Origin of the sequence: Paeniroseomonas aquatica (assembly GCF_030409335.1) — a bacterium.
Classification (GTDB): Bacteria; Pseudomonadota; Alphaproteobacteria; order Acetobacterales; family Acetobacteraceae; genus Belnapia; species Belnapia aquatica.
The window spans coordinates 22,718-47,485 of record NZ_JAUFPN010000165.1 but is presented as its reverse complement, the minus strand read 5'-3'; the positions used below and the strand labels follow the sequence as shown (position 1 = coordinate 47,485).

General features: G+C 72.4%; 24 protein-coding genes. 7 read left to right on the top strand and 17 right to left on the bottom strand.

What is annotated here, in order from left to right:
- Window positions 1–16: 16 nt before the first annotated feature.
- The 6 genes from QWZ14_RS17180 to QWZ14_RS17155 are packed head-to-tail and all read right to left on the bottom strand — an operon-like array spanning window position 17 to window position 7,376.
- On the bottom strand, window positions 17–574 hold the full coding sequence (locus QWZ14_RS17180; protein ID WP_290318000.1) for an NADH-quinone oxidoreductase subunit B family protein: 558 nt from the start codon (window positions 572–574) through the stop codon (window positions 17–19).
- Window positions 574–2,250, bottom strand: coding sequence for a hydrogenase large subunit (locus QWZ14_RS17175; protein WP_290317999.1), 1,677 nt, complete (start codon window positions 2,248–2,250; stop codon window positions 574–576). The genes QWZ14_RS17180 and QWZ14_RS17175 overlap by 1 nt, the downstream gene beginning before the upstream one ends.
- Complete coding sequence (locus tag QWZ14_RS17170; RefSeq protein ID WP_290317998.1) at window positions 2,247–3,716, bottom strand: proton-conducting transporter transmembrane domain-containing protein; 1,470 nt, start codon at window positions 3,714–3,716, stop codon at window positions 2,247–2,249. The genes QWZ14_RS17175 and QWZ14_RS17170 overlap by 4 nt, the downstream gene beginning before the upstream one ends.
- Window positions 3,716–4,384 (bottom strand): hydrogenase-4 component E, encoded by a 669-nt coding sequence (locus QWZ14_RS17165; RefSeq protein ID WP_290317997.1) that lies wholly within the window; start codon window positions 4,382–4,384, stop codon window positions 3,716–3,718. Before QWZ14_RS17165 ends, QWZ14_RS17170 begins: the two co-directional genes overlap by 1 nt.
- A gap of 7 nt (window positions 4,385–4,391) precedes the next feature.
- Window positions 4,392–5,351, bottom strand: coding sequence for a respiratory chain complex I subunit 1 family protein (locus QWZ14_RS17160; protein WP_290317996.1), 960 nt, complete (start codon window positions 5,349–5,351; stop codon window positions 4,392–4,394).
- On the bottom strand, window positions 5,352–7,376 hold the full coding sequence (locus QWZ14_RS17155; protein WP_290317995.1) for a proton-conducting transporter transmembrane domain-containing protein: 2,025 nt from the start codon (window positions 7,374–7,376) through the stop codon (window positions 5,352–5,354).
- Between the two features lie 175 nt (window positions 7,377–7,551).
- Here QWZ14_RS17155 and QWZ14_RS17150 point away from each other — a divergent pair, with 175 nt between their 5' ends.
- Genes QWZ14_RS17150 through QWZ14_RS17140 form a run of 3 tightly spaced genes read left to right on the top strand, consistent with a single transcriptional unit; the run spans window position 7,552 to window position 10,669 of the window.
- Window positions 7,552–8,652, top strand: coding sequence for a TRAP transporter substrate-binding protein (locus tag QWZ14_RS17150; protein WP_290317994.1), 1,101 nt, complete (start codon window positions 7,552–7,554; stop codon window positions 8,650–8,652).
- Window positions 8,653–8,679: 27 nt separating this feature from the next.
- The gene (locus QWZ14_RS17145; protein ID WP_353959319.1) at window positions 8,680–9,216 is read left to right on the top strand and encodes a TRAP transporter small permease subunit; all 537 of its coding nucleotides are present in this window, start codon (window positions 8,680–8,682) and stop codon (window positions 9,214–9,216) included.
- A 37-nt stretch (window positions 9,217–9,253) separates the two neighbouring features.
- On the top strand, window positions 9,254–10,669 hold the full coding sequence (locus QWZ14_RS17140) for a TRAP transporter large permease (protein ID WP_290317992.1): 1,416 nt from the start codon (window positions 9,254–9,256) through the stop codon (window positions 10,667–10,669).
- A gap of 18 nt (window positions 10,670–10,687) precedes the next feature.
- Here QWZ14_RS17140 and QWZ14_RS17135 read toward each other — a convergent pair whose 3' ends face one another.
- The gene (locus tag QWZ14_RS17135; protein ID WP_290317991.1) at window positions 10,688–12,784 is read right to left on the bottom strand and encodes a 3-hydroxyacyl-CoA dehydrogenase NAD-binding domain-containing protein; all 2,097 of its coding nucleotides are present in this window, start codon (window positions 12,782–12,784) and stop codon (window positions 10,688–10,690) included.
- A gap of 132 nt (window positions 12,785–12,916) precedes the next feature.
- On the opposite strand from QWZ14_RS17135, the gene QWZ14_RS17130 reads away from it, so the two are divergent.
- Window positions 12,917–14,152 (top strand): ABC transporter substrate-binding protein, encoded by a 1,236-nt coding sequence (locus QWZ14_RS17130; RefSeq protein WP_290317990.1) that lies wholly within the window; start codon window positions 12,917–12,919, stop codon window positions 14,150–14,152.
- Between the two features lie 79 nt (window positions 14,153–14,231).
- Window positions 14,232–15,413: a phytanoyl-CoA dioxygenase family protein gene (locus QWZ14_RS17125; protein ID WP_290317989.1), complete on the top strand. Its 1,182-nt coding sequence runs from the start codon at window positions 14,232–14,234 to the stop codon at window positions 15,411–15,413.
- On the opposite strand, the gene QWZ14_RS17120 is transcribed toward QWZ14_RS17125, so the two are convergent.
- From QWZ14_RS17120 to QWZ14_RS17075, 10 genes are all read right to left on the bottom strand, one after another.
- Window positions 15,410–16,249, bottom strand: coding sequence for a metallophosphoesterase family protein (locus QWZ14_RS17120; RefSeq protein ID WP_290317988.1), 840 nt, complete (start codon window positions 16,247–16,249; stop codon window positions 15,410–15,412). The genes QWZ14_RS17125 and QWZ14_RS17120 overlap by 4 nt on opposite strands.
- On the bottom strand, window positions 16,237–16,869 hold the full coding sequence (locus tag QWZ14_RS17115; RefSeq protein WP_290317986.1) for a phosphonate ABC transporter ATP-binding protein: 633 nt from the start codon (window positions 16,867–16,869) through the stop codon (window positions 16,237–16,239). Before QWZ14_RS17115 ends, QWZ14_RS17120 begins: the two co-directional genes overlap by 13 nt.
- Window positions 16,869–17,618, bottom strand: coding sequence for a phosphonate ABC transporter, permease protein PhnE (phnE, locus tag QWZ14_RS17110; protein ID WP_290317985.1), 750 nt, complete (start codon window positions 17,616–17,618; stop codon window positions 16,869–16,871). The genes QWZ14_RS17115 and phnE overlap by 1 nt, the downstream gene beginning before the upstream one ends.
- Window positions 17,615–18,505 (bottom strand): phosphate/phosphite/phosphonate ABC transporter substrate-binding protein, encoded by an 891-nt coding sequence (locus QWZ14_RS17105; protein WP_290317984.1) that lies wholly within the window; start codon window positions 18,503–18,505, stop codon window positions 17,615–17,617. The genes phnE and QWZ14_RS17105 overlap by 4 nt, the downstream gene beginning before the upstream one ends.
- A 103-nt stretch (window positions 18,506–18,608) precedes the next feature.
- The gene (locus QWZ14_RS17100) at window positions 18,609–19,460 is read right to left on the bottom strand and encodes a hypothetical protein (protein ID WP_290317983.1); all 852 of its coding nucleotides are present in this window, start codon (window positions 19,458–19,460) and stop codon (window positions 18,609–18,611) included.
- A gap of 141 nt (window positions 19,461–19,601) precedes the next feature.
- Window positions 19,602–20,066: a deoxycytidylate deaminase gene (locus QWZ14_RS17095; RefSeq protein WP_290317982.1), complete on the bottom strand. Its 465-nt coding sequence runs from the start codon at window positions 20,064–20,066 to the stop codon at window positions 19,602–19,604.
- On the bottom strand, window positions 20,063–20,812 hold the full coding sequence (locus tag QWZ14_RS17090) for a 2OG-Fe dioxygenase family protein (protein WP_290317981.1): 750 nt from the start codon (window positions 20,810–20,812) through the stop codon (window positions 20,063–20,065). Before QWZ14_RS17090 ends, QWZ14_RS17095 begins: the two co-directional genes overlap by 4 nt.
- Window positions 20,809–21,576: a (Fe-S)-binding protein gene (locus QWZ14_RS17085; protein ID WP_290317980.1), complete on the bottom strand. Its 768-nt coding sequence runs from the start codon at window positions 21,574–21,576 to the stop codon at window positions 20,809–20,811. Before QWZ14_RS17085 ends, QWZ14_RS17090 begins: the two co-directional genes overlap by 4 nt.
- Window positions 21,577–21,632: 56 nt before the next feature.
- The gene (mltA, locus tag QWZ14_RS17080) at window positions 21,633–22,553 is read right to left on the bottom strand and encodes a murein transglycosylase A (RefSeq protein WP_290317979.1); all 921 of its coding nucleotides are present in this window, start codon (window positions 22,551–22,553) and stop codon (window positions 21,633–21,635) included.
- A 70-nt stretch (window positions 22,554–22,623) separates the two neighbouring features.
- On the bottom strand, window positions 22,624–23,295 hold the full coding sequence (locus QWZ14_RS17075; RefSeq protein ID WP_290317978.1) for a Tim44/TimA family putative adaptor protein: 672 nt from the start codon (window positions 23,293–23,295) through the stop codon (window positions 22,624–22,626).
- Between the two features lie 154 nt (window positions 23,296–23,449).
- Between QWZ14_RS17075 and QWZ14_RS17070 the strand changes: the two genes are divergently transcribed.
- Window positions 23,450–24,028, top strand: a complete 579-nt coding sequence (locus tag QWZ14_RS17070) for a histidine phosphatase family protein (protein WP_290317977.1) — start codon at window positions 23,450–23,452, stop codon at window positions 24,026–24,028.
- 72 nt (window positions 24,029–24,100) lie between these two features.
- Window positions 24,101–24,616, top strand: a complete 516-nt coding sequence (secB, locus tag QWZ14_RS17065) for a protein-export chaperone SecB (protein WP_290317975.1) — start codon at window positions 24,101–24,103, stop codon at window positions 24,614–24,616.
- The last annotated feature ends 152 nt before the right edge of the window (window positions 24,617–24,768 follow it).

The window sequence follows — 24,768 nt, the reverse complement described above, 5'->3', positions numbered from 1 at the left end:
CGCGTCTTTTTCCCCGCTAGCGCCGTGCGGCGGCCTTCGGCGCCTGCGCCGCCAGCAGGGCCAGCAGCCCTTCCAGCAACTGCGTCGGCGTCGGCGGACAGCCCGGGATCAGCAGGTCGACCGGCAGCGCCGCGCCGATGCCGCCCTCGACCGCGTAGCTGCCCTGGAAGATCCCGCCATCCACCGCGCAATCCCCGGCGGCGACCACCCATTTCGGCTCGGGCGTGCAGGCGGCGGTGCGCTCCAGCGCCTGCCGCATGTTGCGGGTCAGCGGCCCGGTCACCAGCAGCACGTCGGCATGGCGCGGGCTGGCGACGAAGCGCAGGCCGAAGCGCTCGAGGTCGTAGAGGACGTTGCCGAGCGCGTTGATCTCCAGCTCGCAGCCGTTGCAGGAGCCGGCATCGACCTGGCGGATCGAGAGGCTGCGGCCGAGCCGGGCCTGCGCCGCCTCCTCCAGCCGCTCGACCAGCGCCTGCACCACCGCATCCGGCACCGCCGGCGCCGGGTCGGACAGCGGCGGGCTGAACAGGCTGCGGCCCAGCCGTGGCCAGAGCAGTCGCCTCAGGGGCTGCATCACAGGTCGACCCCGCTGTAGGAACAGTTGAAGCTCTTGTTGCACAGGGGGAAGTCGGCGACGATGTTGCCCTCGACCGCCGCTTCCAGCAGCGGCCACTGCAGCCAGGAGGGGTCGCGCGGGAAGACCCCCCGCAGCAGCCCGCCCGCGTCGATCGCCACCCAGTGCAGGCACTCACCGCGGAAGCCCTCGACCAGCCCCAGACCCTCGACCAACCGGCCCTCGACCAACCGGCCCTCGCCGGCCGGCTGCGGCAGCGGCACCGAAAGCGGCCCCTCCGGCAGAGCGTCCAGCAGCGCGTCGACCAGCCGCAGGCTCTCCCCGATCTCGGCCATGCGGATGCGGACCCGGGCGTCGACGTCGCCCGCCGCCAGCACCGGCACCGCCACATCGGCATAGGGCGCGTAGCCCGGCACCGCCCGGGCATCGAAGGCGCGGCCCGAGGCGCGGCCCACGTAGCCGCCGGCGGCGAAGCGCGCGACCAGCCCGGCGCCGACCACCCCAGTCCCCACCACCCGGTCCTGCAGGCTGGCGTGGCTCTCGTAGACCGCCGTCAGCTGCGGCAGCTCGGCCGCCACCACGGCCAGCGCGGCGCGGATCGCCGCGTCGCCGCCCGGCCGCGGATCCTCGGCGACGCCGCCGGGGATCACCCGGTCCATCATCAGCCGGTGGCCGAAGGCGAGGGCCGCCGCCCTCAGCACCCCCTCCCGCAGCACCCCGGCCCGGGCGTGCAGCCAGGCGAAGGCGGCGTCGTTGCAGACGAAGCCCCAGTCGTTCAGGTGGTTGTGCAGCCGCTCCAGCTCGGCCATCACCGCCCGCAGCGCCAGCGCCCGCGGCGGCGGCACCACCGCCAGCGCCGCCTCGACCGCCATGGCGAAGGCCCAGGCATGCGCGACCGTGCTATCGCCCGAGAGCCGCCCGGCGAATCGCGCCGCGACCGCCGCCGGCTTGCCCAGCATCAGCCCGATGCTGCCCTTGTGCAGGTAGCCGAGCCGCGCCTCCAGCCGCACCACCGTCTCACCCTGGACGTGGAAGCGGAAATGCCCGGGCTCGATGATCCCGGCATGCACCGGCCCGACCGGGATCTGGTGCACCCCCTCGCCCTCGACGGTGAGGAATTCCGGCTGCGGCACCGCTGGCGCCGCATTCGCCGCCGGGCTGGCCGCGAGCGGCCCGACCAGCGGCCAGCGGCCATGGTCCAGCCAGGGGCGCAGGTCGACCGCGCCTTCGGCCACCAGCCCCCAGAGGTCGCGCACCATCCGCTCGAAGCGCACCGCCCCCGGCCGGGCCGGCGAGAGCGCGGGGTAGCGCCCCTCGGCGGCGGGGCAGGAGGCGATGATGACGCGGCCCTGGTCCTCGGCCAGGAAGCAAGCGTGCACCACGCCGGGCTCCGCCCACAATGCCAGCAGCGCGACCTCCGGCGCCGCGGCCAGGGCCTCGGCCATGGCGCGCCACCGGCCGGGATCGAGCAGGTGGCGCGGATGCGGCCGGCAGTCCTGCGCCCGGCCCTGGCGGATCAGGGCGAAGACGGCGCCATCCGGCGGCGGCGGCGCCCCGGCCGGCGCCGCCGAGGGTGGCGCCGGCACCTCGGGCAGCGCCCCGCGCCCGGCGAACGACGGCCCGTCCGGCGGCGGCGCCTCGGGGTCGGGCCCGTCGCGGCCTTCGGTGTCGCTCATCCCGGGATCCCCGCCGCCACGCCCAGCATCCCCGCCAGCGGCCCGGGCAGCGCCACCCCCAGCAGCAGCGCCAGCACCAGGTGCAGCCACAGCGGCCCCAGGGTGAACCACTCCTCGAAGCGCCCCGCGGCCGGCGCCGCCGCGTCCGGGGTCGGCGCCCCGAGGCAGAGCGCCTGCAGCGTGTGGATCTTCGCCGCCGTCGCGGTCAGCAGCCCGAACCCGACCGGCAGGACCAGCCAGGCGTAATGCCCGGCGATCTCGACCAGCAACAGGAATTCGCTGGCGAACAGCGCGAAGGGCGGCAGCCCCGCCACCGCCGCGATGCCGACCGCCAGCCCCCAGCCCAGCGCCGGATGCGAGGTGCAGAGCCCGGCGATATCCGCGATCTTCTGCGACCCGCGCAGCTGCACCGCATGGCCGAGGCCGAAGAAGACCGCCGATTTGCAGAGCGAATGCCCGAGCATGTGCACCAACCCCGCGAGGTTGCCGGCCGGCCCGCCCAGGCCGAAGGCGATCGCCGCCACGCCCATGTGCTCGATGCTGCTCCAGGCGAAGAAGCGCCGGGCGTCGCGCCGCCGCCACAGCGCGAAGGCGGCCAGCAACAGCGAGGCGAGGCCCAGCGCCAGCAGGAAGCGCCCCGGCGCCACCGCATCCGCATGCGCGCCGACGATCGCCTTGGCCCGCAGCACCGCATGCAGCGCCGCGTTCAGCAGCAGCCCCGACAGCACCGCCGAGATCGCGATCGGCCCCTCGGCCTCGGCATCCGGCAGCCAGGAATGCAGCGGCACCAGCCCGGCCTTGGTGCCGTAGCCGACCAGCAGGAAGACGAAGGCGAGGTTCAGCACGCCGGGATCGGCCCGGGCGGCGAGACCCATCAGCACGGTCCAGGACAGCCCGTCGTCGCCATGGCCGACGAAGGGCTGCGCCGCGAGGTAGAGGATGATGGTGCCGAGCAGCGCCAGGGCGATGCCGACGCCGCACAGGATGAAGAGCTTCCAGGCCGCCTCGATCGCCGGCGGCGTGCCGTGCACCGCCACCATCAGCACGCTGGCCATGGTGGCGATCTCGATCGCCACCCACATCACCCCCATGTTGTCGGCGAGCAGCGCCAGCGCCTGCGCCCCCATGAAGACCTGGAAGGCGACGTGGTAGGCCCGCAGCCGCGGCGCATCGAAGCGCTCGGCGGCAACCGCGCCGCAGGAGAACACCGCCGTCGTCAGCCCGATGAGGAAGGACAGCACCACCAGCGGCGTGTTCAGCGCATCCACCTGGGTCCAGCCCTGCACCCCGCCGGGATGCCACACCAGGGCGAGCGCCAGCAGGAAGGAGGCCGCCGAGACGCCGACATTGGCCAGCGCCGCCGGCCTCTCCCGCGGCAGGAAGCCGAGCAGCAGCGCGCCGAGCCAGGGCAGGAAGACCACCGCCCAGGGCAGCGGGAAATCGAGCGGCGAGACCTCGGGCAGCATCACCGCCCCTCCCCGCGATGCGGGTCGAGCAGCGAGACATCGACGCTGTCGAAGCGCTCGCGGATCTGGAAGACGAAGACCCCGGCCACCACCAGCACCACCATGACCAGCGCGGCGGTCGAGAGCTCGACCACCAGCGGCATCCCGGCGACGCCGACGGCGGCGAGGATGAGGCCGTTCTCCATGCTCATCAGCCCGACCACTTGCAGGATGGCGTTGCGCCGGGTGATCATCATCAGCATCCCCAGCAGCACCACGGACAGCGCCAGGGCCAGATCCTCCCGGGCGATGGCACGGACGCCGGCGGTGATCGGCAGCACCACCAGGATGGCCAGCGCCACCAGCGCCACGCCGGCGATCAGGCTGGGTCCGATCCCCATCGCGGTATCCACCGTGCGGTCCATCGCCAGCCGGCGGATCAGCACCCGCAGCGCGAGGGGAATGAGCACCGCCTTGGCGGCCAGGGCGATCAGCGCGGTGAGGTAGAGCTGCGGCGCCCCCTGCACCCAGCCCTGCCAGCCGGCGGCGCAGGCGAGGATGGCGCCCTGGATCGCCAGCCCATTGATGACCGCCGTCACCCGCCGCTGATAGAGCAGCATGAAGGACAGCAGCAGCATGGCGCCGCCGAACAGGTGGGCGACGTCGTAGGGGAGCTGGCCGAAGCTCATCCGCGCCTCACGCCAGCCCGGTCGAGACGAAGAGCAGCGCCGCCGCCAGCAGCGCCAGCAGCAGCGCGGCGCCGAGGAACTCCGGCACCCGGAAGACCCGCATCTTGGCGATCGCGCTCTCGAAGACCGCCAGCGCCAGGCAGAGCACGCCCATCTTCAGCAGCCAGGCCGCCAGCCCCAGCACCCAGGCGAGCGGCCCCGCCCCGGCCGGCGCCGCGCCGAAGGGCACGAAGATCGCGGCCAGCAGCGCCAGCCACAGGGTCAGCTTGAGCGCCGCCTGGTACTCCCACAGCGCCAGGTGCCGGCCGGAGGATTCCAGCAGCATCGCCTCATGCACCATCGTGAGTTCCAGATGCGTCGCCGGGTTGTCGACGGGGATGCGGGCATTCTCGGCGACCGCGACGGTCAGCATGGCCATGGCCGCCAGCGCCAGCGAGACCCGCAGCCCGAGCCCGCCGTCGCGGAAGGTGGCGGCGATCAGGTCGAGGTTGGTGGTCCCGGCCAGGATGGCGAAGGTCAGGACGCACAGCAGCAGCGCCGGCTCGGCGAAGACCGAGAAGCTCATCTCCCGCGCCGCGCCGAGCCCGCCGAAGGCGGTGCCGACATCCATCCCGACCAGGGCCAGGGCCATCCGCGCCAGCGCCAGCAGCCCGGCCAGCAGGATCAGGTCGCCGACCGGCGCCAGCAGCATGCCGCGGGAGAAGCTCGGGACGCAGGCGACCGCCACCAGGCTGGCGGCGAAGGCGACATAGGGCGCCACCTCCGAGACCAGCGAGGCATTCGCCGCCAGCACCGGGCGCTTGCGCAGCAGCTTCTCCAGGTCCCGCCACGGCTGCAACGGCGAGGCGCCCCGCCGCCCCTGCATCCGCGCCTTCAGCCAGCGCACCACGCCGACCAGCAGCGGCGCCGCCGCCAGCATCAGGGCGACGTGCAGCAGCTGCACCACCACCGCGCCGAGCAGCAGCATTCAGCCTCCCTCCAGCCAGGCCAGCAGCGCCAGCAGCCCGACCAGCGTGCCGAAGCTGAGCCCGAGGCAGCCGCGGATGGTCAGCTCGCGCAGCCGCTCCGCCCGGCCGGCGACCGAATCCCGCAGCCGCGCCAGCGGCGCCAGCAGCCCTGCCTCGGAGGGGTCGGCGGCCTGCGCGGCGTAATGCCCCGGGCGCGGGTCGCCCGGGGCGCGCATCAGCACCGTCTCGGTCGCGCCCAGCAGCGAGCCCCCGAGCATCCGCCGCAGCGGCTGCGCCATGCCGGCGGCGCCGGGCTGGCTCAGCGGGTCGCCGAAGGGCAGCCAGGGCGGCGGGTCGATGAAGCCGCAATTCCACACCGGCCCGCGCAGCGTCGCCCCGGTCGAGCGCCGCCGCACCAGGAACCAGACGGTGACGAGGCTCGCCACCAGCAGCCCGGCGACCGCCAGCGGCAGGTAGGTCGAGGCCCCCTCCCCGGCGGTGAGCGCCAGGCCGCGCGCCGGGGGCAGCGCCGCCGGCCCGGCGAGCACGGCGATGGCCGGCGCCGCGAGGCCCAGCATCGCCGCGGGGAAGAGCCCGAGCAGCACGGTCAGCCCGGCCGGCAGCAGCAGCGACAGGCGCTCGAGCCGCGGGACCTCCTCGGCCCCGGCCGCCCGCGGGCTGCGGATGCGGCCGAGGAAGACCAGCCCGAAGCAGCGCAGCATGGCCGCCGCCGCCAGCGCCGCGGCCATGGCGACCAGCGCGGTCGCCGCCGCCGCGACCACCTGGAAGCCGATGTCGCCGACCCGCCATCCCGCCAGCAGGGCCTCCAGCAGCAGCCATTCGCTGGCGAAGCCCGAGAGCGGCGGCAGCGAGGCGGCGGCCGCCATGCCGACCAGCGCCGCCAGCGCCGTCACCGGCATGGCATGGATCAGCCCGCCCAGCCGGTCCAGCTTCCGGCTGCCCGCGCCATGCGCCACCGCCCCGGCGACGAGGAACAGCAGGGTCTTGAACACCCCGTGGTTCAGCGCGTGCAGCAGCGCGGCGCCGGCCGCCAGCGCCGCCAGAGGCCCGAGGTCGGCGCCGCGGAAGGCCAGCACCAGGCCCAGCGCCACGGTGATGAAGCCGATGTTCTCGATGGTCGAGCAGGCCAGCAGGACCTTCGTGTCGCCCTCCATGTTGGCCCGGAGGGCGCCGAACAGCGCCGAGCAGGCGCCGGCCGCCAGCAGCGGCACACCCCACCAGGCCGGCTGCAGCGGACCGCAGAGGTCGAGCAGCAGCCGCGCCAGCACGTACAGGGCGACCTTGGTCATCGCCCCCGACATCAGCGCCGAGACATGGCTCGGCGCCGCCGGATGCGCCAGCGGCAGCCAGGCGTGCAGCGGCACCAGCCCGGCCTTGGCCCCCGCCCCGGCCAGCGCCAGGGCCAGCACCGCGGCCGCCCGCCAGCCCTCGGGCGGCGCAGCCCGGAGCGCGGTGAAGTCGAGCCCCCCGGCGCCGGCGGCCAGCAGGCCGAAGGCCGGGACCAGGCAGGCCCCGGCCAGCGCCGCGAACATCAGGTAGCGCCGGGCCGCCGCCCGGTTCTCCGCCTCGGCGTGATCCGCCGCGACCAGCGCCCAGGAAGCGAGGGACATCAGCTCGAAGCCCAGCAGCAGGGTGAAGGCATCGGCCGCGGCCAGGCAGATCGCCATGCCCGCGAGGAACAGCGGGAAGGGCGGCAGGCTGCGCGGCGGCCCGGCCGGCGCCCCGAGGGCATAGAGCGAGGCGCAGGCCCCGGTGACCCCCAGCAGCAGCAGGAACCAGGCGGAGAGCCCGTCCAGCGCCAGCAGGCTGGCCGCCCCTGCCCCGGGCAGGCCGATGGGCAGCGCCAGCGGCGCCTCCGGCAGGCCTAAGCCGAGCCCGGCCAGCGCCAGCCCGGCGAAGCCGAGGCTGATCGCGAGGCAACCGCCATGCACCACCCGCCCGGCGAGCGGGTGCCGCCCCAGCCCGACCGCCGCCAGCGCCAGCAGGCCCAGCAGCAGGATGCAGAGAAGGAGGCCTGTCAGCACGGGCGGGCGCGTATCGGTTGCACGGCGGACAGTGTACCCCACTCGCGACCCGCGCGAAGAGGCGCCGGGGGGTCATCATGGCAAAACACTCACTTAACATTCGTGCAATGAGGCTATAGGGAAGCGGGAAGCGCCGAAGGCGCGCATGCCGAATTGCTCGGGGGCCAGGAATCGCATGGATCGTCGTGGATTGTTTGCCGGTGCCGCCGCGGCCGGCGCGGTCGCCTTGTCCACCCCGGCCCTGGCCCAGGGCGCCCTGCCCGAGATCCGCTGGCGCTGCGCCTCCTCCTTCCCGAAGTCGCTCGACACCATCTACGGCGCCGGCGAGCACGTGGGGAAGCGGGTCGCAGCACTCACCGACGGCAAATTCCAGATCCGCACCTTCGCCGCCGGCGAGCTGGTGCCCGGCCTCGCCGTCGCCGACGCGGTGCAGACCGGCACGGTCGATTGCGCGCATACCGCGAGCTACTACTTCGTCGGCAAGGACCCGACCTTCGCCTTCGACGGCGCCGTCCCCTTCGGCCTGAACATGCGGCAGAACAACGCCTGGCTGCAGGCCGGCGGCGGCCGCGAGGTGCTGAAGGAATTCTTCGACGGCTACAACATCGTCTCCATCCCCGCCGGCAATACCGGGGCGCAGATGGGCGGCTGGTTCCGCAAGGAAATCAAGACCGTCGAGGACCTGCGCGGGCTGAAGTTCCGGGTCGGCGGCTTCGCCGGCAACGTGCTGCAGAAGCTCGGCGTGGTGCCGCAGCAGATCGCCGGCGGCGACATCTACCCGGCGCTGGAGAAGGGCACGATCGATGCCGCCGAATGGATCGGGCCCTATGACGACGAGAAGCTCGGCTTCAACCGCGTCGCCCCCTTCTACTACTACCCCGGCTGGTGGGAGGGCTCGCTGAACCTGTCCTTCTACATCAACAAGGCGAAGTACGAGGAGCTGCCGCAGCTCTACAAGGACGTGCTCGAATCCGCCTGCCGCGACAGCACGATCGAGACCATGGCCAAGTACGACGTGCAGAACCCGCCGGCGCTGCGCCGCCTGGTCGCCGCCGGCACCCAGCTGCGGGCCTTCCCGCGCGAGGTGATGCAGGCCTGCTACAAGGCCACCTTCGAGCTCTATGACGAGACCGCGGCCAGGAACCCCGCCTTCAAGAAGGTCTACGAGCCCTGGCGCGCCTTCCGCGACAGCCAGTACCAGTGGTTCCGCGTCGCCGAGAGCGGCTTCGACAATTTCGGCTACTTCATGCACGCCCAGGAACAGCAGCGGCGCTAGGGGAGACGGCGGGCCATGGGTCCCTTGATGGCATTCAGCCGCGGCGTGGACCGGCTGAACAGCGGCGTCGGCAAGCTGGCGGACTGGGCGGTGCTGGCTGCCTGCACCATCAGCGCCGGCAATGCCTTCGTGCGCTACGGCGTCTCCTACAGCTCGAACGCCTGGCTCGAGGTGCAGTGGTACCTGTTCGGCGCCATCGTCATGCTCGGCGCCTCCTATACCCTGTTCCGCAACGAGCATGTCCGGGTCGACATCCTCTACAGCAACGTCTCCCGCCGGACCCAGCTCTGGATCGACGTCTTCGGCTTCATCTTCTTCATGCTGCCGGCGGTGCTGCTGCTGGCCTGGATGACCTGGCCCTTCTTCCTCGACAGCTGGGTGCGCCACGAGGGCAGCCCAAATGCCGGCGGCCTGCTGCGCTGGCCGGTGAAGATCCTGCTGCCGATCGGCTTCGTCCTGCTCTCGCTGCAGGGCTTCTCCGAGCTCATCAAGCGCATCGCGCTGCTGCGCGGCATCCAGCCCGCTGCCGAGGTGGTGGTCGAGTACCACCGCCCCGAGCAGTGATCCCCGCCACGCCACCCCGCCAGGACGCCCTGCCCCAATGACGATCGACATGGACGTGATGGCGCCGCTGATGTTCGGCGGGCTGGTGGTCTTCCTCATCCTCGGCTTCCCCGTGGCCTTCAGCCTCTCGGCCGTGGGGCTGTTCTTCGGCTTCATCTCGATCGAGCTGGGCTTCTTCACCTCGGCCTACCTCGGCAACCTGCCGCTGCGGGTCTTCGGGATCGTGCAGAACGACCTGCTGCTCTCGATCCCCTTCTTCACCCTGATGGGCGCCATCCTGGAACGCTGCGGTCTGGCGGAGGACCTGCTGGAGGGCACCGGGCAGCTCTTCGGCAAGATCCCCGGCGGCCTCGCCTATGCCGTCATCATCGTCGGCGCCATCCTCGGCGCCATCACCGGCACCGTCGCGGCCTCGGTGATCGCCATGGGCATGATCAGCCTGCCGATCATGATGAAATACGGCTACGACATGCGCATCGCGACCGGCGTCATCGCGGCGTCGGGCACCATCACCCAGGTGATCCCGCCGTCCCTGGTGCTGATCGTGCTCGGCGACCAGCTCGGCAAGTCGGTCGGCGACATGTACGCCGGCGCCATCGGCCCCAGCATCCTGCAGATCCTGCTCTTCATCCTGTTCATCGTCGGCGTCAGCATCTTCGCCCCGCACAAGGTCCCGGCCCTGCCGGACGAGGCGCTGGGCAGCCGCGGCTGGCCGCTGATCTGGCGCGTCGTCAAGGGCATGGTGCCCTGCGTCGTGCTCATCTTCCTGGTGCTCGGCACCATCTTCATGGGCCTCGCCACGCCGACCGAGGCCGGCGCCATGGGCGCGATGGGCGCCATCGTGCTGGCCTGGATGAACGGCCGCTTCACCTGGTCGCTGCTGCGCCAGGCGATGGAGAACACCATGCGGATCACCGCCATGGTGATCTTCATCCTGATCGGCGCGACGGTGTTCAGCCTGGTCTTCCAGGGCGTCGACGGCAGCCTGTGGATCGAGCACATGCTGGCCAAGCTCCCGGGCGGGCAGACCGGCTTCCTGATCTTCAGCCAGGTCTTCATCTTCTTCCTGGCCTTCTTCCTCGACTTCTTCGAGATCGCCTTCATCATCATCCCGCTGCTCGCGCCCATCGCCGCCAAGCTCGGCATCGATCTCGTGTGGTTCGGCGTGCTGATCTGCGTGAACATGCAGACCAGCTTCATGCACCCGCCCTTCGGCTTCGCGCTCTTCTACCTGCGCGGCATCGCCCCGAAGGAGGTGAAGTCGAGCGACATCTACTGGGGCGCCATCCCCTGGGTGGGGCTGCAGCTCATCCTCGTCGCCATCGTCATCTTCTGGCCGGAGAGCGTGACCTACTGGCTGGACAAGGGCTCGGGCGTCGACCCCAGCACCGTCCGCATCGAGGTGCCGCTGCCCGACCTGCCCGAGGACGACGCGCCGCCGGTCTTCCGGTAGCGCGCCGCCGCCCCGGCTCTACCCGAGCCGGGGCGCCTTCGCCTCCCGCAGCAGCCCGTCCGCCTCGGCGATCCGCTGCAGCAGGGCGCTCGGCCGCCAGCGGTCGCCGTAGCGCTGGTGCCAGGCGGCGACCTGGTTGTAGATCGCACGCGCCCCGATGCCATCCGCCCAGAACATCAGCCCGCCGCGGTAGCGCGGGAAGCCGAAGCCGTTCAGCCACATCACGTCCATGTCGCTGGCGCGCAGCGCCTTGTCCTCCTCGATGATGCGGCAGACCTCGTTGACCGAAGCGAAGAGCAGCCGGTGCAGCACCTCCTCATCCGAGAAGGCGCGCTGCGCGATCCCCTGTTCGGCGGCGGCCTCCCGGATGAGGCGATGCACCTCCGGGTCCACATGCGGCGTGCGGTCGCCCTTCTCGTAGCGGTACCAGCCGGCGCCGGTCTTCTGCCCCTTGCGCCCGGCCTCGACCAGCCGGTCGGGGATCGGCAGCATGCGGTAGTTCGGGTCCTCCGCCTGCCGCCGGCGGCGCGTCAGGTAGCTGACGTCGAGGCCCGACATGTCGTTCACCGCGAAGGGCCCCATCGGGTAGCCGAAGTCGACCATCACCCGGTCGATCTGCTCCGGCAGGGCGCCCTCCTCGACCATGATGTTCTGTTCCATGGTGAAGCCGATGCGGCTGCGGTTGGCGGCGAAGCCATCGCAATTCCCGGCATAGGCGCTGATCTTGCCCAGCGTCCGGCCGAGCTTCATCGCGGTCGCCAGCACGGTCGGTGAGGTCCGCGGCCCCTCCACCACCTCCAGCAGCTTCATGACATTGGCCGGGGCGAAGTAATGCGCGCCCGCCACCATTTCGGGCCGCCGCGTCGCGCCGGCGATGCGGTCGATGTCGATGGCCGAGGTATTGGTCAGCAGGATCGCCTCCGGCTGCATCACCCGGTCCAGCTCGGCGAAGACCGCCTGCTTGACGTCCAGCTGCTCGAAGACCGCCTCGATCACCACGTCGCACCCGGCGATCGCCTCGTAGCTCTCGACCGGCTCGACCAGCGGCAGGCGCTGGTCCATCTGCGCCTGGGTCAGGCTGCCGCGCTTCACGCTGACGGCGTAGTTGTCGCGGATGCGCGCCACGCCCTTGGCCAGCCCTTCGGCGGAGGCATCGAGCAGCTTCACCGGGATGCCGGCATCGGCGAAGCCCATGGCAATGCCGCCGCCCATGGTGCCGGCACCGACCACCGCCGCCGTGCGGATCTCCGGCAGCGGCAAATCTTTCGGCAGGAAGGGGATGCGCGCCACCTCGCGCTCGGCGAAGAAGGCGTAGCGCAGGGCGCGGGCCTCGTCCGAGTTCTCCAGTTCGCCGAACAGCCGCTTCTCCACCGCCATGCCCTCGGCGAAGGGCAGGCTCGCCGCCGCCTCCACCGCCGCGATGCAGTGGTAGGGCGCCTGCTGGTTGCGGGCGCGGCGGGCGATGGACGTCCGCATCGCCTCGAACAGCCCCGGCTCGGCGGCCGCCGGCGGCATGGCGCTGATGCGGCGCATCGGCTTGCCGACCACGGATTGGGCGAAGGCGATCGCCTCGGAGCGCAGGTCGCCCTCGACCAGCGCATCGAGGATGCCGAGCGTGAGCGCTTCCGGCGCCGGCACGTGCCGGCCCGTCACGATCATCTCGAGCGCCGGCTTCGCCCCGATCAGCCGCGGCAGCCGCTGCGTCCCGCCGCCGCCCGGCAGGATGCCGATCAGCACCTCCGGCAGCCCGACCTTGGCTGACGGCACCGCGATCCGCCAATGGCAGCAGAGCGCATTCTCCAGCCCGCCGCCCAGCGCATAGCCATGGATGGCCGCGACCACCGGCTTGGTGGCGGCGTCCAGCGCGTCGTAGCTGCGGCGCGGCGAGGCCGGGCGCGGCTTGCCGAAGCGGCGGATGTCGGCGCCGGCGATGAAGCTGCGCCCGGCGCCGATCAGCACCATCGCCCGCACCGCCGGGTCCGCCTCGCCCTGGTCCACCGCGGCAACGATGCCGTCGGAGACGCCGGGTCCGAGCGCATTCACCGGCGGATAATCCACGGTGATGACGCCGACGCCATCGACCACCTCGAACCGCACGACGGGGGCTTCGGCCATGGCTTTCCTCCTGTTGCTTGCGGCCAGCATCCGCCAGCTTCGCGGCACCCGCAATCCGCCCCTGGAGATTGCACGCGGAACGATGTAGCTTGCCGGCCAAGCGGCGTTTCCAAGCCGTGCGGGAGGACAACCATGACCACGTCACGCCGCGGCCTGCTCCAGGCCGCCACCGCCACGGCCGCCCTCGGCGGCCTGCCCTTCCGCAGCGCCCGCGCCCAGGCCGCCAATACCCTGAAGATCGCGCTGCTCTGCGACTTTTCCGGCACCTACCGGGACGTCACCGGCCCGACCGAGCTGGCCTGCATCCGCCAGGCCGCCGCCGAATTCGGCAACCGCGGCTTCAACGTCGAAGTCATCTTCGCCGACAACCAGAACCGCCCGGACGTCGGCGCCAACGTCACCCGGCAGTGGATCGACCGCGAGGGAGTCGACGTCGTGGTCGACGGCGGCGCCTCCTCGGTGGCGCTCGCGGTGAACGACATCGTGCGGGAGAAGAACAAGGTCTTCCTCAACACCTCCTCCGCCACCTCCGACCTCACGGGGTCGAAGTGCTCGCCCAATACGGTGCACTGGACCTACGACACCTGGATGCTGGCGAAATCGACCGGCGGCGCCACGGTGCGCTCGGGCGGCGACAGCTGGTACTTCATCACCGCCGACTACGCCTTCGGCCATGCGCTGGAACGCGACACCAGCACCTTCGTGAAGGCCGCCGGCGGCAGCATCCTCGGCGGCGCCCGCACCCCCTTCCCCGGCACCTCCGATTTCTCCTCCTTCCTGGTGCAGGCCATGGCGGCGAAGCCCAAGGTCATCGGCCTGGCCAACGCCGGCTCGGATACCGTCAACTGCATCAAGCAGGCGGCGGAATTCGGCCTCAGCCGCCGCGGCATCAAGCTCGCCTCGCTGCTGATGTTCCTGCCCGACGTCCATGCCCTGGGGCTTGCCACCGCCCAGGGGCTGATCTGCACCGAGACCTTCTACTGGGACCTCAACGACCGCACCCGCGCCTTCAGCGCCCGCGTCCGCCCGAACATCGGCAACAACGCGCTCTGCATGAACCACGCGGGCGGGTATGCCGCGGTGCTGCATTACCTGAAGGTCGCGGCCGAGATGGGCGTCGCCGCCGCCAAGGCCAATGGCGCCGAGACCGTCGCCCGCATGAAGGCGACACCCTGCGACGACGACTGCTTCGGCCCCGGCAGCATCCGCGCCGATGGCCGCAAGCTGCACCCGGCCTACCTCTTCGAGGTGAAGAAGCCCGAGGAGAGCCGCGGCGCCTTCGACTACTACAAGCTGCTGCAGACCACCGAGAGCGAGCAGGCCTTCCGGCCGCTGGCCGAGGGCGGCTGCGCCTTCGTCCGCAGCTAGGCCGGCCCCTCCCCATCCCGCTTGCGCCGGGGCCGCTTCCTCGGTGACCATGCCGGCCAAGCAAAGGGAGTGAACCGCCATGAACGTCCTGGCCCCGGCCGCGGCAGGCCCGCAGCCGCTGACCCGCACCGAACATGCCGCCGGCATGGCCGCCTACCGCGCCGCCGGGGAGGCGCTCGCCGCCGAGATCGGCAACCGCGGCCCGCTCCGCCTGACGCCCGGAGGCGACCTGCACCCCGACATCCAGGCCGCCTACTGGCGCCACGGCTACTACATCTTCGAAGGCGTCATCGATCCCGCCGAGGTCGCGGCCTTGCGGGCCGATGCCCAGGTCATGCTGGACCGCGCCCCGACCGGTCCGGACTCCCGCGTGGATTCCCAGGGCCGCACCGCCCATGGCCTCGACTACGCCAGGCTGCCCTACCGCTTCACCCGGCCGCTCGCCGATCCCTGGGGCGGCACCCAGGCGCTCGGCGGCCGCCACCCGGCGCAGATGGCCCAGCCGAAGCCCGATGCCGGGGCGCCCGAATACGTCGTCTTCCTGATGTACGCGATGTGCCAGTCGATGCCCGCCGGCCTGCGCTTGTATGGCCATCCGAAGCTGCTGGCCGCGGCGCAGGCGATCAACGGCGCCGACTTCGTCCCCTACAACGACGCCATCTTCGTCAAGCAGCCGGGCCTCGGCGGCTCGGTCGCCTGGCACCAGGACGGCGTCACCCATTGGGACAGCCCCAACTGGGATGAGGGCATCCACGGCTTCAACTACCAGGTGCAGCTCTACCCGACGACGCTGGGCAACTGCCTCTGGGTCATCCCCGGCTCGCACAAGCGGGGCAAGGCGGACATCAAGGCCATGGTCGCCGCCAATGGCGGCAGCGAGCAGCTGCCCGGCGCGGTGCCGCTGGTCTGCGCCGCCGGCGACGTGACCATGGTGAACCGCCAGATGGTCCATGGCTCCTTCGCCAATACCTCGCCCGACCTGCGGATCTCCCTCACCTTCGGCTTCCACCGCCGCAGCGCCGTGCTCGGCCAGAAGGCGGCGCTGGCGCAGGAAGGCAGCAACGCCGTCTATGACGACCAGCGGATCTTCGACCGCTCGGCGGTGATCCAGGTGGCGATCGACGCCCGCCACCAGGCCCGCCCGGACGAGCCGGTCTTCCGCTACCGGCCCTTCGCCGGGCTGGAGGACGACTTCCGCTTCACGCCGGAAACCGTCGAGCGGGTGATCCGCGACTACAACACCAAGGATCTGGCGATCTAGGCCCAGACCTCGGCGCCGGCCGCGATGGGCTGGCCGCGCCGGGCCAGCTCCGCCGCCGGCAACACGTCGCAGGAGGGCCACAGCCCGCTGCCGAGGCAATCCGCATAGCCCGCCGCCAGCCCGGCCCGCCGCATCGCCGCGGCGGCGCCGGCATGGTCGTAGGCCAGCGCCCGGTGCTCGACCCGCAGCCCCCGCGGCCCCGGCGTCAGCAGCGAGAACCACCCCCGCGGCGTGCCGTCGTTCGCCGGCATGCCGATCGCCCCGGCATTGTGCCACAGCCGGCCGCCCACCTGCCGGGTGAAGGGCAGGCCGCAATGCCCGGCCAGCACGCCCTCCGCCCCGGTCGCCGCGATCTCCCCGGCGAGGCATTCCTCCGGCTCCGAGGCGAAGAGGAACCGGTTGATGACCGCGGCCCCGCCATGCACCGCGGCGAGCCGGCGGCCGCCCAGCATGACCTCGATCCGCCGCGGCAGCCCGGCCATCCAGCCCCGCTGCGCCGGCGTCACCTGCCGCGCCGCATGGGCGAACCAGCCGCGCGACAGCAGGTCGCAGGCGGTACCTTCCTCGAAGCCGCAGCCGCAATCCTCGCCGCCGGGGGCGAGGCTCTCCTCGCAATTGCCGAGCACGGTCGGGATGCCGCTCGCCTGCATCAGGTCGATGCAGCCGGCGGCATCGGCGCCATAGGCCACCACGTCGCCGGTGCAGAGCATCCGCGCGGGCGGGATGCCGAGCCGCGCCGCCTCCGCCAGCAGCGCCCGCAGAGCCTGGAGGTTGGAATAGGGCCCGCCGAAGACCAGCAGCGGCCCGTCACCGTCGATACGCGTCACAGCGGCCATAGCCGTCCCTCCTCCATCCGCAGCCGCCGGTCGGCGATGCGCCGGGCCAGCTCCGGCTGATGCAGCGTCACCAGCACCGCCCTGCCCTCCCGCCGCGCCAGCCCGCGCAGCAGGTCGAGCACCGCGGCGGCATTCTCCGGGTCGAGGCTCGCCACCGGCTCGTCGGCCAGCAGCAGCCTCGCCCGCTGCATCAGCACCCGCGCCACCGCGACGCGCTGGCGCTGCCCGCCCGAGAGCCTCCCCGCCCGCCGCGCCCCGAGCCCCTCGAGCCCGACCCGCGCCAGGCAGCCATCCGCCTCGGCCAGCATCGGCCGCGGCCAGGCCCGCAGCGCCGCCCGGCAGAAGCCGATCCGCCCGAGCCCCCCGACCAGCACGTTGTCCCGCGCCGAGAGCCGCGCCGCCAGCGCATGCTGCTGGAACACCAGCCCGGCCGGCGCGCCGCAACGGATCTGGCCGGCCGCCGCGGGCACCAGCCCGGCGATGGCCCGCAGCAAGGTGGTCTTGCCGGCGCCGGAGGGGCCCTCCAGTGTCACCACCTCACCGGCCGCGACCGACAGGTCGACGCCCCGCAGCACCTCCCGCCCGCCGAGCGCGACCACAAGCCCCGCGACCTCCAGCATCACACCAGGCGCCGCCGGAGGGCGGCCGAGAGCCGGTCGGCGGCGATGACCAGCGCCACGATGACGATCAGGATCGCCAGCACCCGGGCGAAGTCGAGCAGGTCGACCGCATTCTTCAGCTCCTGCCCCAGCCCGCCGGCGCCGACCAGCCCGAGCACCGTCGAGGTGCGGATCGTCGCCTCCCAGACGTAGAGCAGGGCCGAGGCCAGCAGCGGCAGGCAATCCGGGATCAGCAGCACCACGGCGGCCTGGGCGCGGCTGGCACCGGCGGTCAGCGCCGCTTCCAGCGGCGCCGGGTCGGCGGTCTCCAGCGCCTCGGACCACAGCTTGCCGAGGCTGCCCGAGGCATGCAGCGCCACGCCCAGCACCCCGGCGAAGGGGCCGAGCCCGACGGCGGCGACGAAGAGCAGCGCGAAGACGAAGCCGTCGATGCCGCGCAGCGTGTCGAGCACCGCCCGCGCCGGGTGGTACAGCGCCGGCAGCGGCGCCACCGGCCGGGTCGCCAGCAGGGTCAGCGGCAGCGCCAGCAGCGCCGCCAGGGTGGTGCCGAGGGTGGCGATGGCGACGGTCTCCGCCGCCCGCCGCAGCATGTCGTCGAAGCCGGAGAAATCCGGCGGGAAGGCGCCGCCGAGCCAGCGGGCCAGCCGCGGCAGCCCGGCCCAGAGCCGGCCGAGGTCGGGCTCCACCACCGCGATGCAGGCGCCATAGACGGCCGCCAGCGCCAGCACCCAGGCGGTGCGACGGATCATCCACCGCCGATGCGTCCCAGCGCGCGGCCCGCGGCTTCGATCATGGCGTAGCTGTCGGGCCCGGCACCCACCCAGCCGGTGTAGTCCGGTGGCATGACCTGCGCCGCCGCCGCGGCATCGAGGCCGAGCGCGGCCTCCCGCAGCGCCGCCTTCAGCCCGGGGTCGAGGTCGGCCCGCACCGCCAGCGCGTCGTTCGGCAGCGGCTCGGAGCGCCAGACCTCCTGCACCTGCGCCGCGCTCACCCGCCCGGCCGCCAGCATGGCGGCGAGGTTGCGGTCGTAGTCGGTCGCCAGGTCGACCTGGCCATTGGCGACGGCGATGACGTTGGCCGGATGCGAGGCGCCGTCGCGGTAGCGGAAGTAGGTGCGCGGATTGATGCCCTGGGTCCTGAACCAGTAGTGCGGCACCAGCCAGCCGCTGGTCGAGCCGGCATCGGCGAAGGAGATCGACATCCCCCTGGCATCCTCGGGGAATCGGGCGATCGTCGCTCCGGCCCGCGCCAGGATGAGGGCGTGGTAGGTGGGTCGGCCCTGGTACCGCACCACCGCCAGCGCCTCGGCCCGGGCGCGGTCCTTGGCCAGGACGAAGCCCCAGGGGCCCATCCAGGCGAGGTCGACCTGCCCATTGGCCAGCGCCACCGCGATGCCGGCCCAGTCGGTGGTGACGGTCAGTGCGAGCGGCCGGCCGACGGCCGTGGCCATCCGGGCGAAGAAGGGCTCGTAGGCCCGGCGGGTGTCGCCCGCCGTCGGCTGGAAGGGGCCGACGGCGCAGCGCAGCGGCTGGCCTCCGGCTCCTCCCTGGATCCCGCCTTGAATCCCGCCCTGGGCGCTGCCCAGGCGTGGCAGCGCCAGCACCGCCGCAGCACCCAGCCAAGATCTGCGTCGCATGCTGCCGTCATCCCATCCGGTCTGACGGCCACAAGCCCCGGGGCGGGGCCGGGGTTGCATGGTGGGGCCCGCCAGGACCCATGGCAGGACCGGGTCCCGATCCCTAGATGGCATAGCCCATCTGCCCGCGGATCCACTGCCGCACGGGGGAGGCCATGTCGTCGGGGATGAACTTGATGGCGAAAACATCCTCCGGCAGCGTGGCCAGCCGGGCGCAATCCTCGATGCCGATGGGCTGGCGCGAGGCCAGGTTGAAGCCGGGGGCCGAATTGGCGGTCAGCACGGCGTTTCTCGTCCGCCGCCAGTTGTTCTTCGCATGCAGCACCTCGACGGCCGTCGGCAGCAGGTACTCCTCGTAGGGGTAGTCTCCGCGCCAGAAGTTGTCGTGGTCGAATGGGATGTGCGCCATCAGGAAGAAGAACAGCTCGTAGAAGATGGCACGGGTCGCGAAGAAGCCCTCGTACCGGATGGTCCAAAATCTCCCGCCGATCTTTTCCAGCATTTTCTGCAGGTCGGTATGGGCCAGGAAGGCTTCGTCCCGCGGCGTGCCGGCGCCGACCGGCCTGCTCGGCGCCAGCCCCAGGTCATGGCGGCGGATATGCTCGCCGAGCCCGGGACGGAACGGCAGGTCGGCATCGGTATGCAGGTAGACATGGCCGAAGGGTATGCCGGCCCGCATCGCGAACTCCACATTGAGCACGTGCGCCCCAAGGAATGTCGGGCGCCTCGTGAACAGGTGGGTGGGATTGATCGTGAGGTTCCCGAATGAGCCGAAATCGATCCCCGCGGCCCTGGCCTTGTCGAAGAAGCCCAGCCGGACGGTGTCGTTGTTGACGTGCAGCACATGCCGGCAGTCGGAGACGGCCTTGTTGTAGGCTTTGACCTGTTCGAAAACCACCGCGGGATGTCCGGCGGCGAGCGAGCTGATAAGGACAGGAGCCTGGTCGTTACTCATCGCCGATCCTCATGCCGCATATCTGGCGCAGCGCCTGCTTCAATGCCGAAACGATGCTTGTCGACGACCTGAATCGATTCTGAAAGCCGAAATGCGGCAGGCTCGTCCCCAACCCGGTCCCGGGCCGGCAGCCTCCGGCCCCTATCCGCCCTCGGCCACGCCCCGCTGCCAGACCACCCCGGCCTCGGCCATGATGACCCGACCGGCCGCCTCGCTCTCGGCCCAGTCCTCGCGCAGCTGGCCGACGAAGACCACCCGCTTGATCCCCGCCTGGGTCAGCAGCGCCGCGCAGGCCGCGCAGGGCGGATGGGTGACGTAGGCCGTGGTCCCGGCCAGCGAGACCCCGGCCCGCGCCGCCGTCGCCACCGCATTGCCCTCGGCATGCACCGAGAGCAGCAGCTTGGTCGGCCGGTCGGCCAGCCGCTCCGGCAGGTCGGTCACCCCGCGGGGGAAGCCGTTGAAGCCGGTGGCCCGGATGCGGCGGTCGTCGTCGACCACGACGCAGCCCACCTTGGTGGTGCGGTGCTTCGACCATTCGGCGATATGCGCGGCCAGCGCCAGGAAGCGCGCATCCCAGCGCGGGCTGGGCACCGGCTCCGCCGTCACGCCCGCTTCCAGGTGATCACCAGCACGTCCCGGCAGGAGGCCGCCCCGGGATCCGCCGGCTGCACCGGCGTCACCCCATGCATCACCCGGGCGTCGTCGATGAAGGCGGTGTCCAGCCGGTCCTGCAGGGTGAAGCGGGCCAGCTCGCCGCCGGCGTTGTTGGTGATCAGCGTCTCGCCGCCCAGCAGGTTGGTCCGCGCCACCATGCCGATCAGCACCAGGTCCACGCCGTCGTGGTGCACCCCCTCCGGCGTCGGGTAGCCCGGGGCGCCGGCCACCGCCTCGATGCGGAACTGGTGCACCTCGACGAACCAGTCCTTGCCCGGCACCTGCCGGTCGGCGACCGCGCGGCCGACATCGAGCAGCGCATGCAGCGTGGCGCCGTCGCCGATCGGCTGCTCCACCGGGGCGAACCAGCGCTCCACCCCGCCATTGAGGCTGTTGTGCACCACCGCCTGGAAATGCGGCCGGTGCGGCCCCCGCACATGGCCGGGGACGCCCGCGCGGGCGGCGTAATTGGCCAGCCGGCGGCGGCGGTAGCGGCCGCCGTCGGCCATGAAGCCGTCGGTCTCCAGCCGCTCCCAGCTTGTGGCGAATTCGTCAAGCGCCGCCGCCTCGCCCGCCGCGCCCAGCCGCGCCGCCAGCGCCTCGCCGCGCAGCAGCGCGAAGCCCCGCGCGGCCACCTCCGCCAGCAGCGGGTCGCCCGGCTGCATGGTCACGCCGTCGCCCAGCAGCGCCGCGCTCATGACACCTCCCCGATCGCCGGCGCATCCCCGGTGCGCCCGGCCAGCACTTCCGCCACATGGCGCACCTTCACCGGCACGCCCTCCCGCTTCAGCCGCCCCGCCATGTTCAGCAGGCAGCCGAGGTCGCCGGCGAGCAGGGTATCCGCACCCGTAGCCGCGATGGCGCGCACCTTGTCGGCCACCATGCGGGTCGAGATGTCCGGGTACTTCACGCAGAAGGTGCCGCCGAAGCCGCAGCAGATCTCGGCATCCGCCATCTCGGTGACGGTGGTGCCGGCCATCCCGGCCAGCAGGCCCCGCGGCTGCGCCTTGACGCCGAGCTCGCGCAGGCCGGAGCAGCTGTCGTGGTAGGTCACCACGCCCTCGTGCCGCGCCGCCACCCGCGTCATCCCGCGGACGTCGGTGAGGAAGGAGACCAGCTCATGCGTCTTGGCGCCCAGCGCCTCCGCCTTGCCGCGGTACTGCGGGTCATCCGCGAAGAGCGCGGGGTAGTGGTGGGAGATCATGCCGCCGCAGCTGCCGCTCGGCACCACGCAATAGTCGTAGGGCAGGAAGGCGTCGACCACGGCGCGGGCCAGCTCCTTCGCCGTCGCGCGGTCGCCGGTGTTGTAGGCCGGCTGGCCGCAGCAGGTCTGGGTCGCCGGCACTTCCACCTGGCAGCCCGCCTCCTCCAGCAGGGCGATGGCGGAGAAGCCGACGTTCGGCCGGTAAAGGTCGACGAGGCAGGTGACGAAAAGCGCGACGCGCGGCCGGGTCTGGAGCATGACCGCAATCTAGGCGCGGCAAGCCCCCGGCGAAAGCACCGCCTGCGCAGATGAGGTCACGGTGTGTCGCGGGGCGTGTCGCGGGGCAGCAGCACGACCATCCCGGCCTCCTCCCGCATCAGCCCGGCGCGCGCCGCCGCCGCCTCCCCCCAGCCCCAGAACAGGTCGCCGCGGGCCGGGCCGCGGATGGCGCCGCCGGTATCCTGCGCCACCACCAGCCGCCGCACCGGCGTGCCGTCGACCGGGTCGCGCGTCGCCAGGAAGACCGGCACCCCCAGCGGGATGAAGGCCGGGTCCACCGCCAGCGACCGTCCCGGCGTCAGCGGCACGCCGAGCGTGCCGATCGGCCCGGCCTCGGCCGGCAGGTCGAGGATGGGGCGGAAGAAGATGTAGGCCGGGTTCTCCCGCAGCAGCGCCGCCGCCTCGGCCGGCGGGGCGGCGGCCAGCCAGGCGCGGATCGCCTGCATCGACATCGCCTCCCGGGCGATGGCGCCGCGGGCGATCAGGCTGCGGCCGATGGCCCGGTAGGGGTGCTCGTTGCGCCCGGCATAGCCCAGCCGCAGCACCTGCCCATCGGCCAGGCGGATGCGGCCCGAGCCCTGGATCTGCAGGAAGAAGGCATCGACCGCATCGTCGACGAAGACCAGCTCCAGCCCCTGCCCGGCCAGGCCGCCGGCCTCGATCGCCGCCCGGTCCAGCAGCCGCAGCGGCCCGGCCGGCGGCAGCGCATGCAGCGGCACCTGATAGGCCCCGCCCGGCGCCTGCGCCCCGCGCAGCTCGGGCTCGTAGTAGCCGGTCAGCAGCCCGGTCCCGAGCGGCACCGGGCGGAACCAATGCTCGAAGAAGGCCCTGGGATCGTCGGCCGCCGCCGCGGCGGCGCAGAGGGCGGTCCAGGGCGGCTGCGCCTCGAGCGCGCCGCAGGACCGCAGCAGCGGCACCAGCGCGGCGGCCGGATCCTCGCCCGGCCAGCCGGGCACCGCCGCGTAGTCATCCGCCCGCGCCGGCCCGCCCAGCGCCAGGGCGAGGCCCGCGGCGGCCAGCCAGCGCCTAGGCGCTATGGGTCGCCACCAGCTTCCAGGTCGGGTCGCTGGCGTTGAGGTCGCGCTGGAAGGTCCAGACATCGGTCAGCTCGGTGACCGCATCGCTGCCGGTCACCACCTCGCCGTCGCGGCCGGTGGTCAGGTTGATCTGGTCGGTCACGAAGCGCACCGTCACGTCGGCCGTGGTGCCGCGCAGGTCGGCCGCGTCGATCGCCATCTCGTGCACCGCCCGCACCTCGGTCCGCTGGGTCTCGCCGGCCGCCTCGCGCGCGGTGATCGCCTGCTCGAAGCCGGCATAGGTATCGTCGGAGAGCAGCCCGCGCAGCGTCTGCCGGTCGCCGGCGGCGAAGGCGGTGACGATCATGCGGAAGGCGCCCTCGGCCCCGTCGAGGAAGCGGGCCGGGTCGAAGCTGCGGTCCACCGCGGCGATCCGCCCCAGCGCCTGGCCCGGCGGCGAGCGCGGATCGGGCACCACCCGGTGGTCCCGGCCGGCCGCCTGCGCCGCCGTCGGCACCGCCTCGGGCGCCTTGGCGCGCGGGTCGAACCCGTCGGCGCGCGGCTCCGGCGCCGCGGGGCGCTCGAAGCCGGTGCGCTTGCCGAGCACGCTCCGCAGCCGCAGCACCAGGAATGCCGCCACCATCGCAAACAGGATCAGATCGACCGGAAAGCCGCCCGTCATCGTGGACTCCTTTTCATCTATCTAGGCGGGCCCTGGTCCTGCCGCAACGGGGCGGCGCCTGAACGGGCCATAAACTCTGCCCCATGAACGGAGCCTTGCCTCCCGCCCGGCCTGCCGCTATCGCCGCCTTCCCCCTTATCCGGAACCGCACCCGATGATCCTGCTGCGCCACGGGCAGAGCGAGTTCAACCTGCACTTCTCGGCCACCAAGAAGGACCCGGGCATCCCCGACCCGAAGCTGACCGAGCTCGGCCAGCAGCAGGCCGAGGCGGCGGCACTGGCCCTGGCCAGCGAACGCATCGACCGCATCATCGCCTCCCCCTATACCCGCGCGCTGCAGACCGCGGCGCCGATCGCCCGGCAGCGCAACCTGCCCATCACCGTCACCCCCACGGTGCGGGAACGCTACGCCTTCTCCTGCGACATCGGCTCCCCCCGCACCGCGCTCAGCTTCGCCTTCCCGCAGGTCGAGCTCACCCACATCGACGAGATCTGGTGGCCCGCGGTGGAGGAGCCCGACCACCAGATCGAGGCCCGCGCCCGGCTGTTCCGGGCCGAGATGGCGGCGCTGCCGGAATGGCGCCACACCCTCGTGGTCTCCCACTGGGGCTTCATCCTGGCGATGACCGGAGAGCGCAAGATGAACGGCGAGTGGCTCCGTTGCGACCCGACCGGGCCGCATCCCGAGGATATCGTCTGGCGCCAGTACCACCCGAGCGTGGTCAAGCCCTGATCCTGTCCGGACCCTGACACCCGCCGGGGCGCATGCTAGGCCGCGCCCCGCGCTACTCCGAAAGGCCCCCCGATGTCCGACCTGCCGCCGCCGCCGAATGCCCCCGCCAATGGCGACTCCGCCCAGGGCGCAACCCAGGGCGCGCCCCAGGGCCCCCTCGTCCTCAACATGCAGTACACCAAGGACCTCTCCTTCGAGGTCCCCGGCGCGCCCGAGATCTTCGCCACCCTGCGCGAGCAGCCGCGCGTCGACCTCCAGCTCGACGTCCAGGCCCGCCCGATCCAGGAAGGCGGCAACGTCTTCGAGGTCTCGCTGCAGATCCGCGCCGATGCGCAGGCCGACGGCAATGCCTGCTTCATCGCCGAGCTGGTCTACTGCGGCATCTTCACCATCAGCGTCCCGCCGGACCAGCTCGAGCCGGTGCTGCTGGTCGAATGCCCGCGGCTGCTCTTCCCCTTCGCCCGCAACATCCTGGCCGACGTCACCCGCGACGGCGGCTTCCCGCCGGTGATGCTGGCGCCGATCGACTTCGTCGCCCTCTGGCAGTCGCGCCGCGGCGAGGCGGCGGCCACCATCGGCAACGCCTGACCCGGCCTGGGCCGGCGCGGCGGGGCGCCCCGGGCGCCGCGTCGCGCCACGAGGTTGCGGAAATTGGCAGGTTCTCCCGCCACACGCGTGGATTGCTGTAGTTTTTTCCATTTTGCCGTCATATCGTTCCGTGCGATTCACGAATCGTCAAC

Bases quoted from the DNA above. Each gene is read 5' to 3' on its own strand.
- QWZ14_RS17100 (WP_290317983.1), bottom strand. From the start codon at position 19,460: ATGAGTAACGACCAGGCTCCTGTCCTTATCAGCTCGCTCGCCGCCGGA.
- QWZ14_RS17145 (WP_353959319.1), top strand. From the start codon at position 8,680: ATGGCATTCAGCCGCGGCGTGGACCGGCTGAACAGCGGCGTCGGCAAG.
- QWZ14_RS17090 (WP_290317981.1), bottom strand. From the start codon at position 20,812: ATGAGCGCGGCGCTGCTGGGCGACGGCGTGACCATGCAGCCGGGCGAC.
- QWZ14_RS17125 (WP_290317989.1), top strand. From the start codon at position 14,232: ATGAACGTCCTGGCCCCGGCCGCGGCAGGCCCGCAGCCGCTGACCCGC.
- QWZ14_RS17105 (WP_290317984.1), bottom strand. From the start codon at position 18,505: ATGCGACGCAGATCTTGGCTGGGTGCTGCGGCGGTGCTGGCGCTGCCA.
- QWZ14_RS17150 (WP_290317994.1), top strand. From the start codon at position 7,552: ATGGATCGTCGTGGATTGTTTGCCGGTGCCGCCGCGGCCGGCGCGGTC.
- QWZ14_RS17085 (WP_290317980.1), bottom strand. From the start codon at position 21,576: ATGCTCCAGACCCGGCCGCGCGTCGCGCTTTTCGTCACCTGCCTCGTC.
- QWZ14_RS17135 (WP_290317991.1), bottom strand. From the start codon at position 12,784: ATGGCCGAAGCCCCCGTCGTGCGGTTCGAGGTGGTCGATGGCGTCGGC.
- QWZ14_RS17160 (WP_290317996.1), bottom strand. From the start codon at position 5,351: ATGCTGCTGCTCGGCGCGGTGGTGGTGCAGCTGCTGCACGTCGCCCTG.
- QWZ14_RS17140 (WP_290317992.1), top strand. From the start codon at position 9,254: ATGACGATCGACATGGACGTGATGGCGCCGCTGATGTTCGGCGGGCTG.
- QWZ14_RS17130 (WP_290317990.1), top strand. From the start codon at position 12,917: ATGACCACGTCACGCCGCGGCCTGCTCCAGGCCGCCACCGCCACGGCC.
- secB (WP_290317975.1), top strand. From the start codon at position 24,101: ATGTCCGACCTGCCGCCGCCGCCGAATGCCCCCGCCAATGGCGACTCC.
- QWZ14_RS17120 (WP_290317988.1), bottom strand. From the start codon at position 16,249: ATGGCCGCTGTGACGCGTATCGACGGTGACGGGCCGCTGCTGGTCTTC.
- QWZ14_RS17165 (WP_290317997.1), bottom strand. From the start codon at position 4,384: ATGAGCTTCGGCCAGCTCCCCTACGACGTCGCCCACCTGTTCGGCGGC.
- QWZ14_RS17170 (WP_290317998.1), bottom strand. From the start codon at position 3,716: ATGCTGCCCGAGGTCTCGCCGCTCGATTTCCCGCTGCCCTGGGCGGTG.
- QWZ14_RS17180 (WP_290318000.1), bottom strand. From the start codon at position 574: ATGCAGCCCCTGAGGCGACTGCTCTGGCCACGGCTGGGCCGCAGCCTG.
- QWZ14_RS17175 (WP_290317999.1), bottom strand. From the start codon at position 2,250: ATGAGCGACACCGAAGGCCGCGACGGGCCCGACCCCGAGGCGCCGCCG.
- QWZ14_RS17075 (WP_290317978.1), bottom strand. From the start codon at position 23,295: ATGACGGGCGGCTTTCCGGTCGATCTGATCCTGTTTGCGATGGTGGCG.
- phnE (WP_290317985.1), bottom strand. From the start codon at position 17,618: ATGATCCGTCGCACCGCCTGGGTGCTGGCGCTGGCGGCCGTCTATGGC.
- QWZ14_RS17115 (WP_290317986.1), bottom strand. From the start codon at position 16,869: ATGCTGGAGGTCGCGGGGCTTGTGGTCGCGCTCGGCGGGCGGGAGGTG.
- QWZ14_RS17070 (WP_290317977.1), top strand. From the start codon at position 23,450: ATGATCCTGCTGCGCCACGGGCAGAGCGAGTTCAACCTGCACTTCTCG.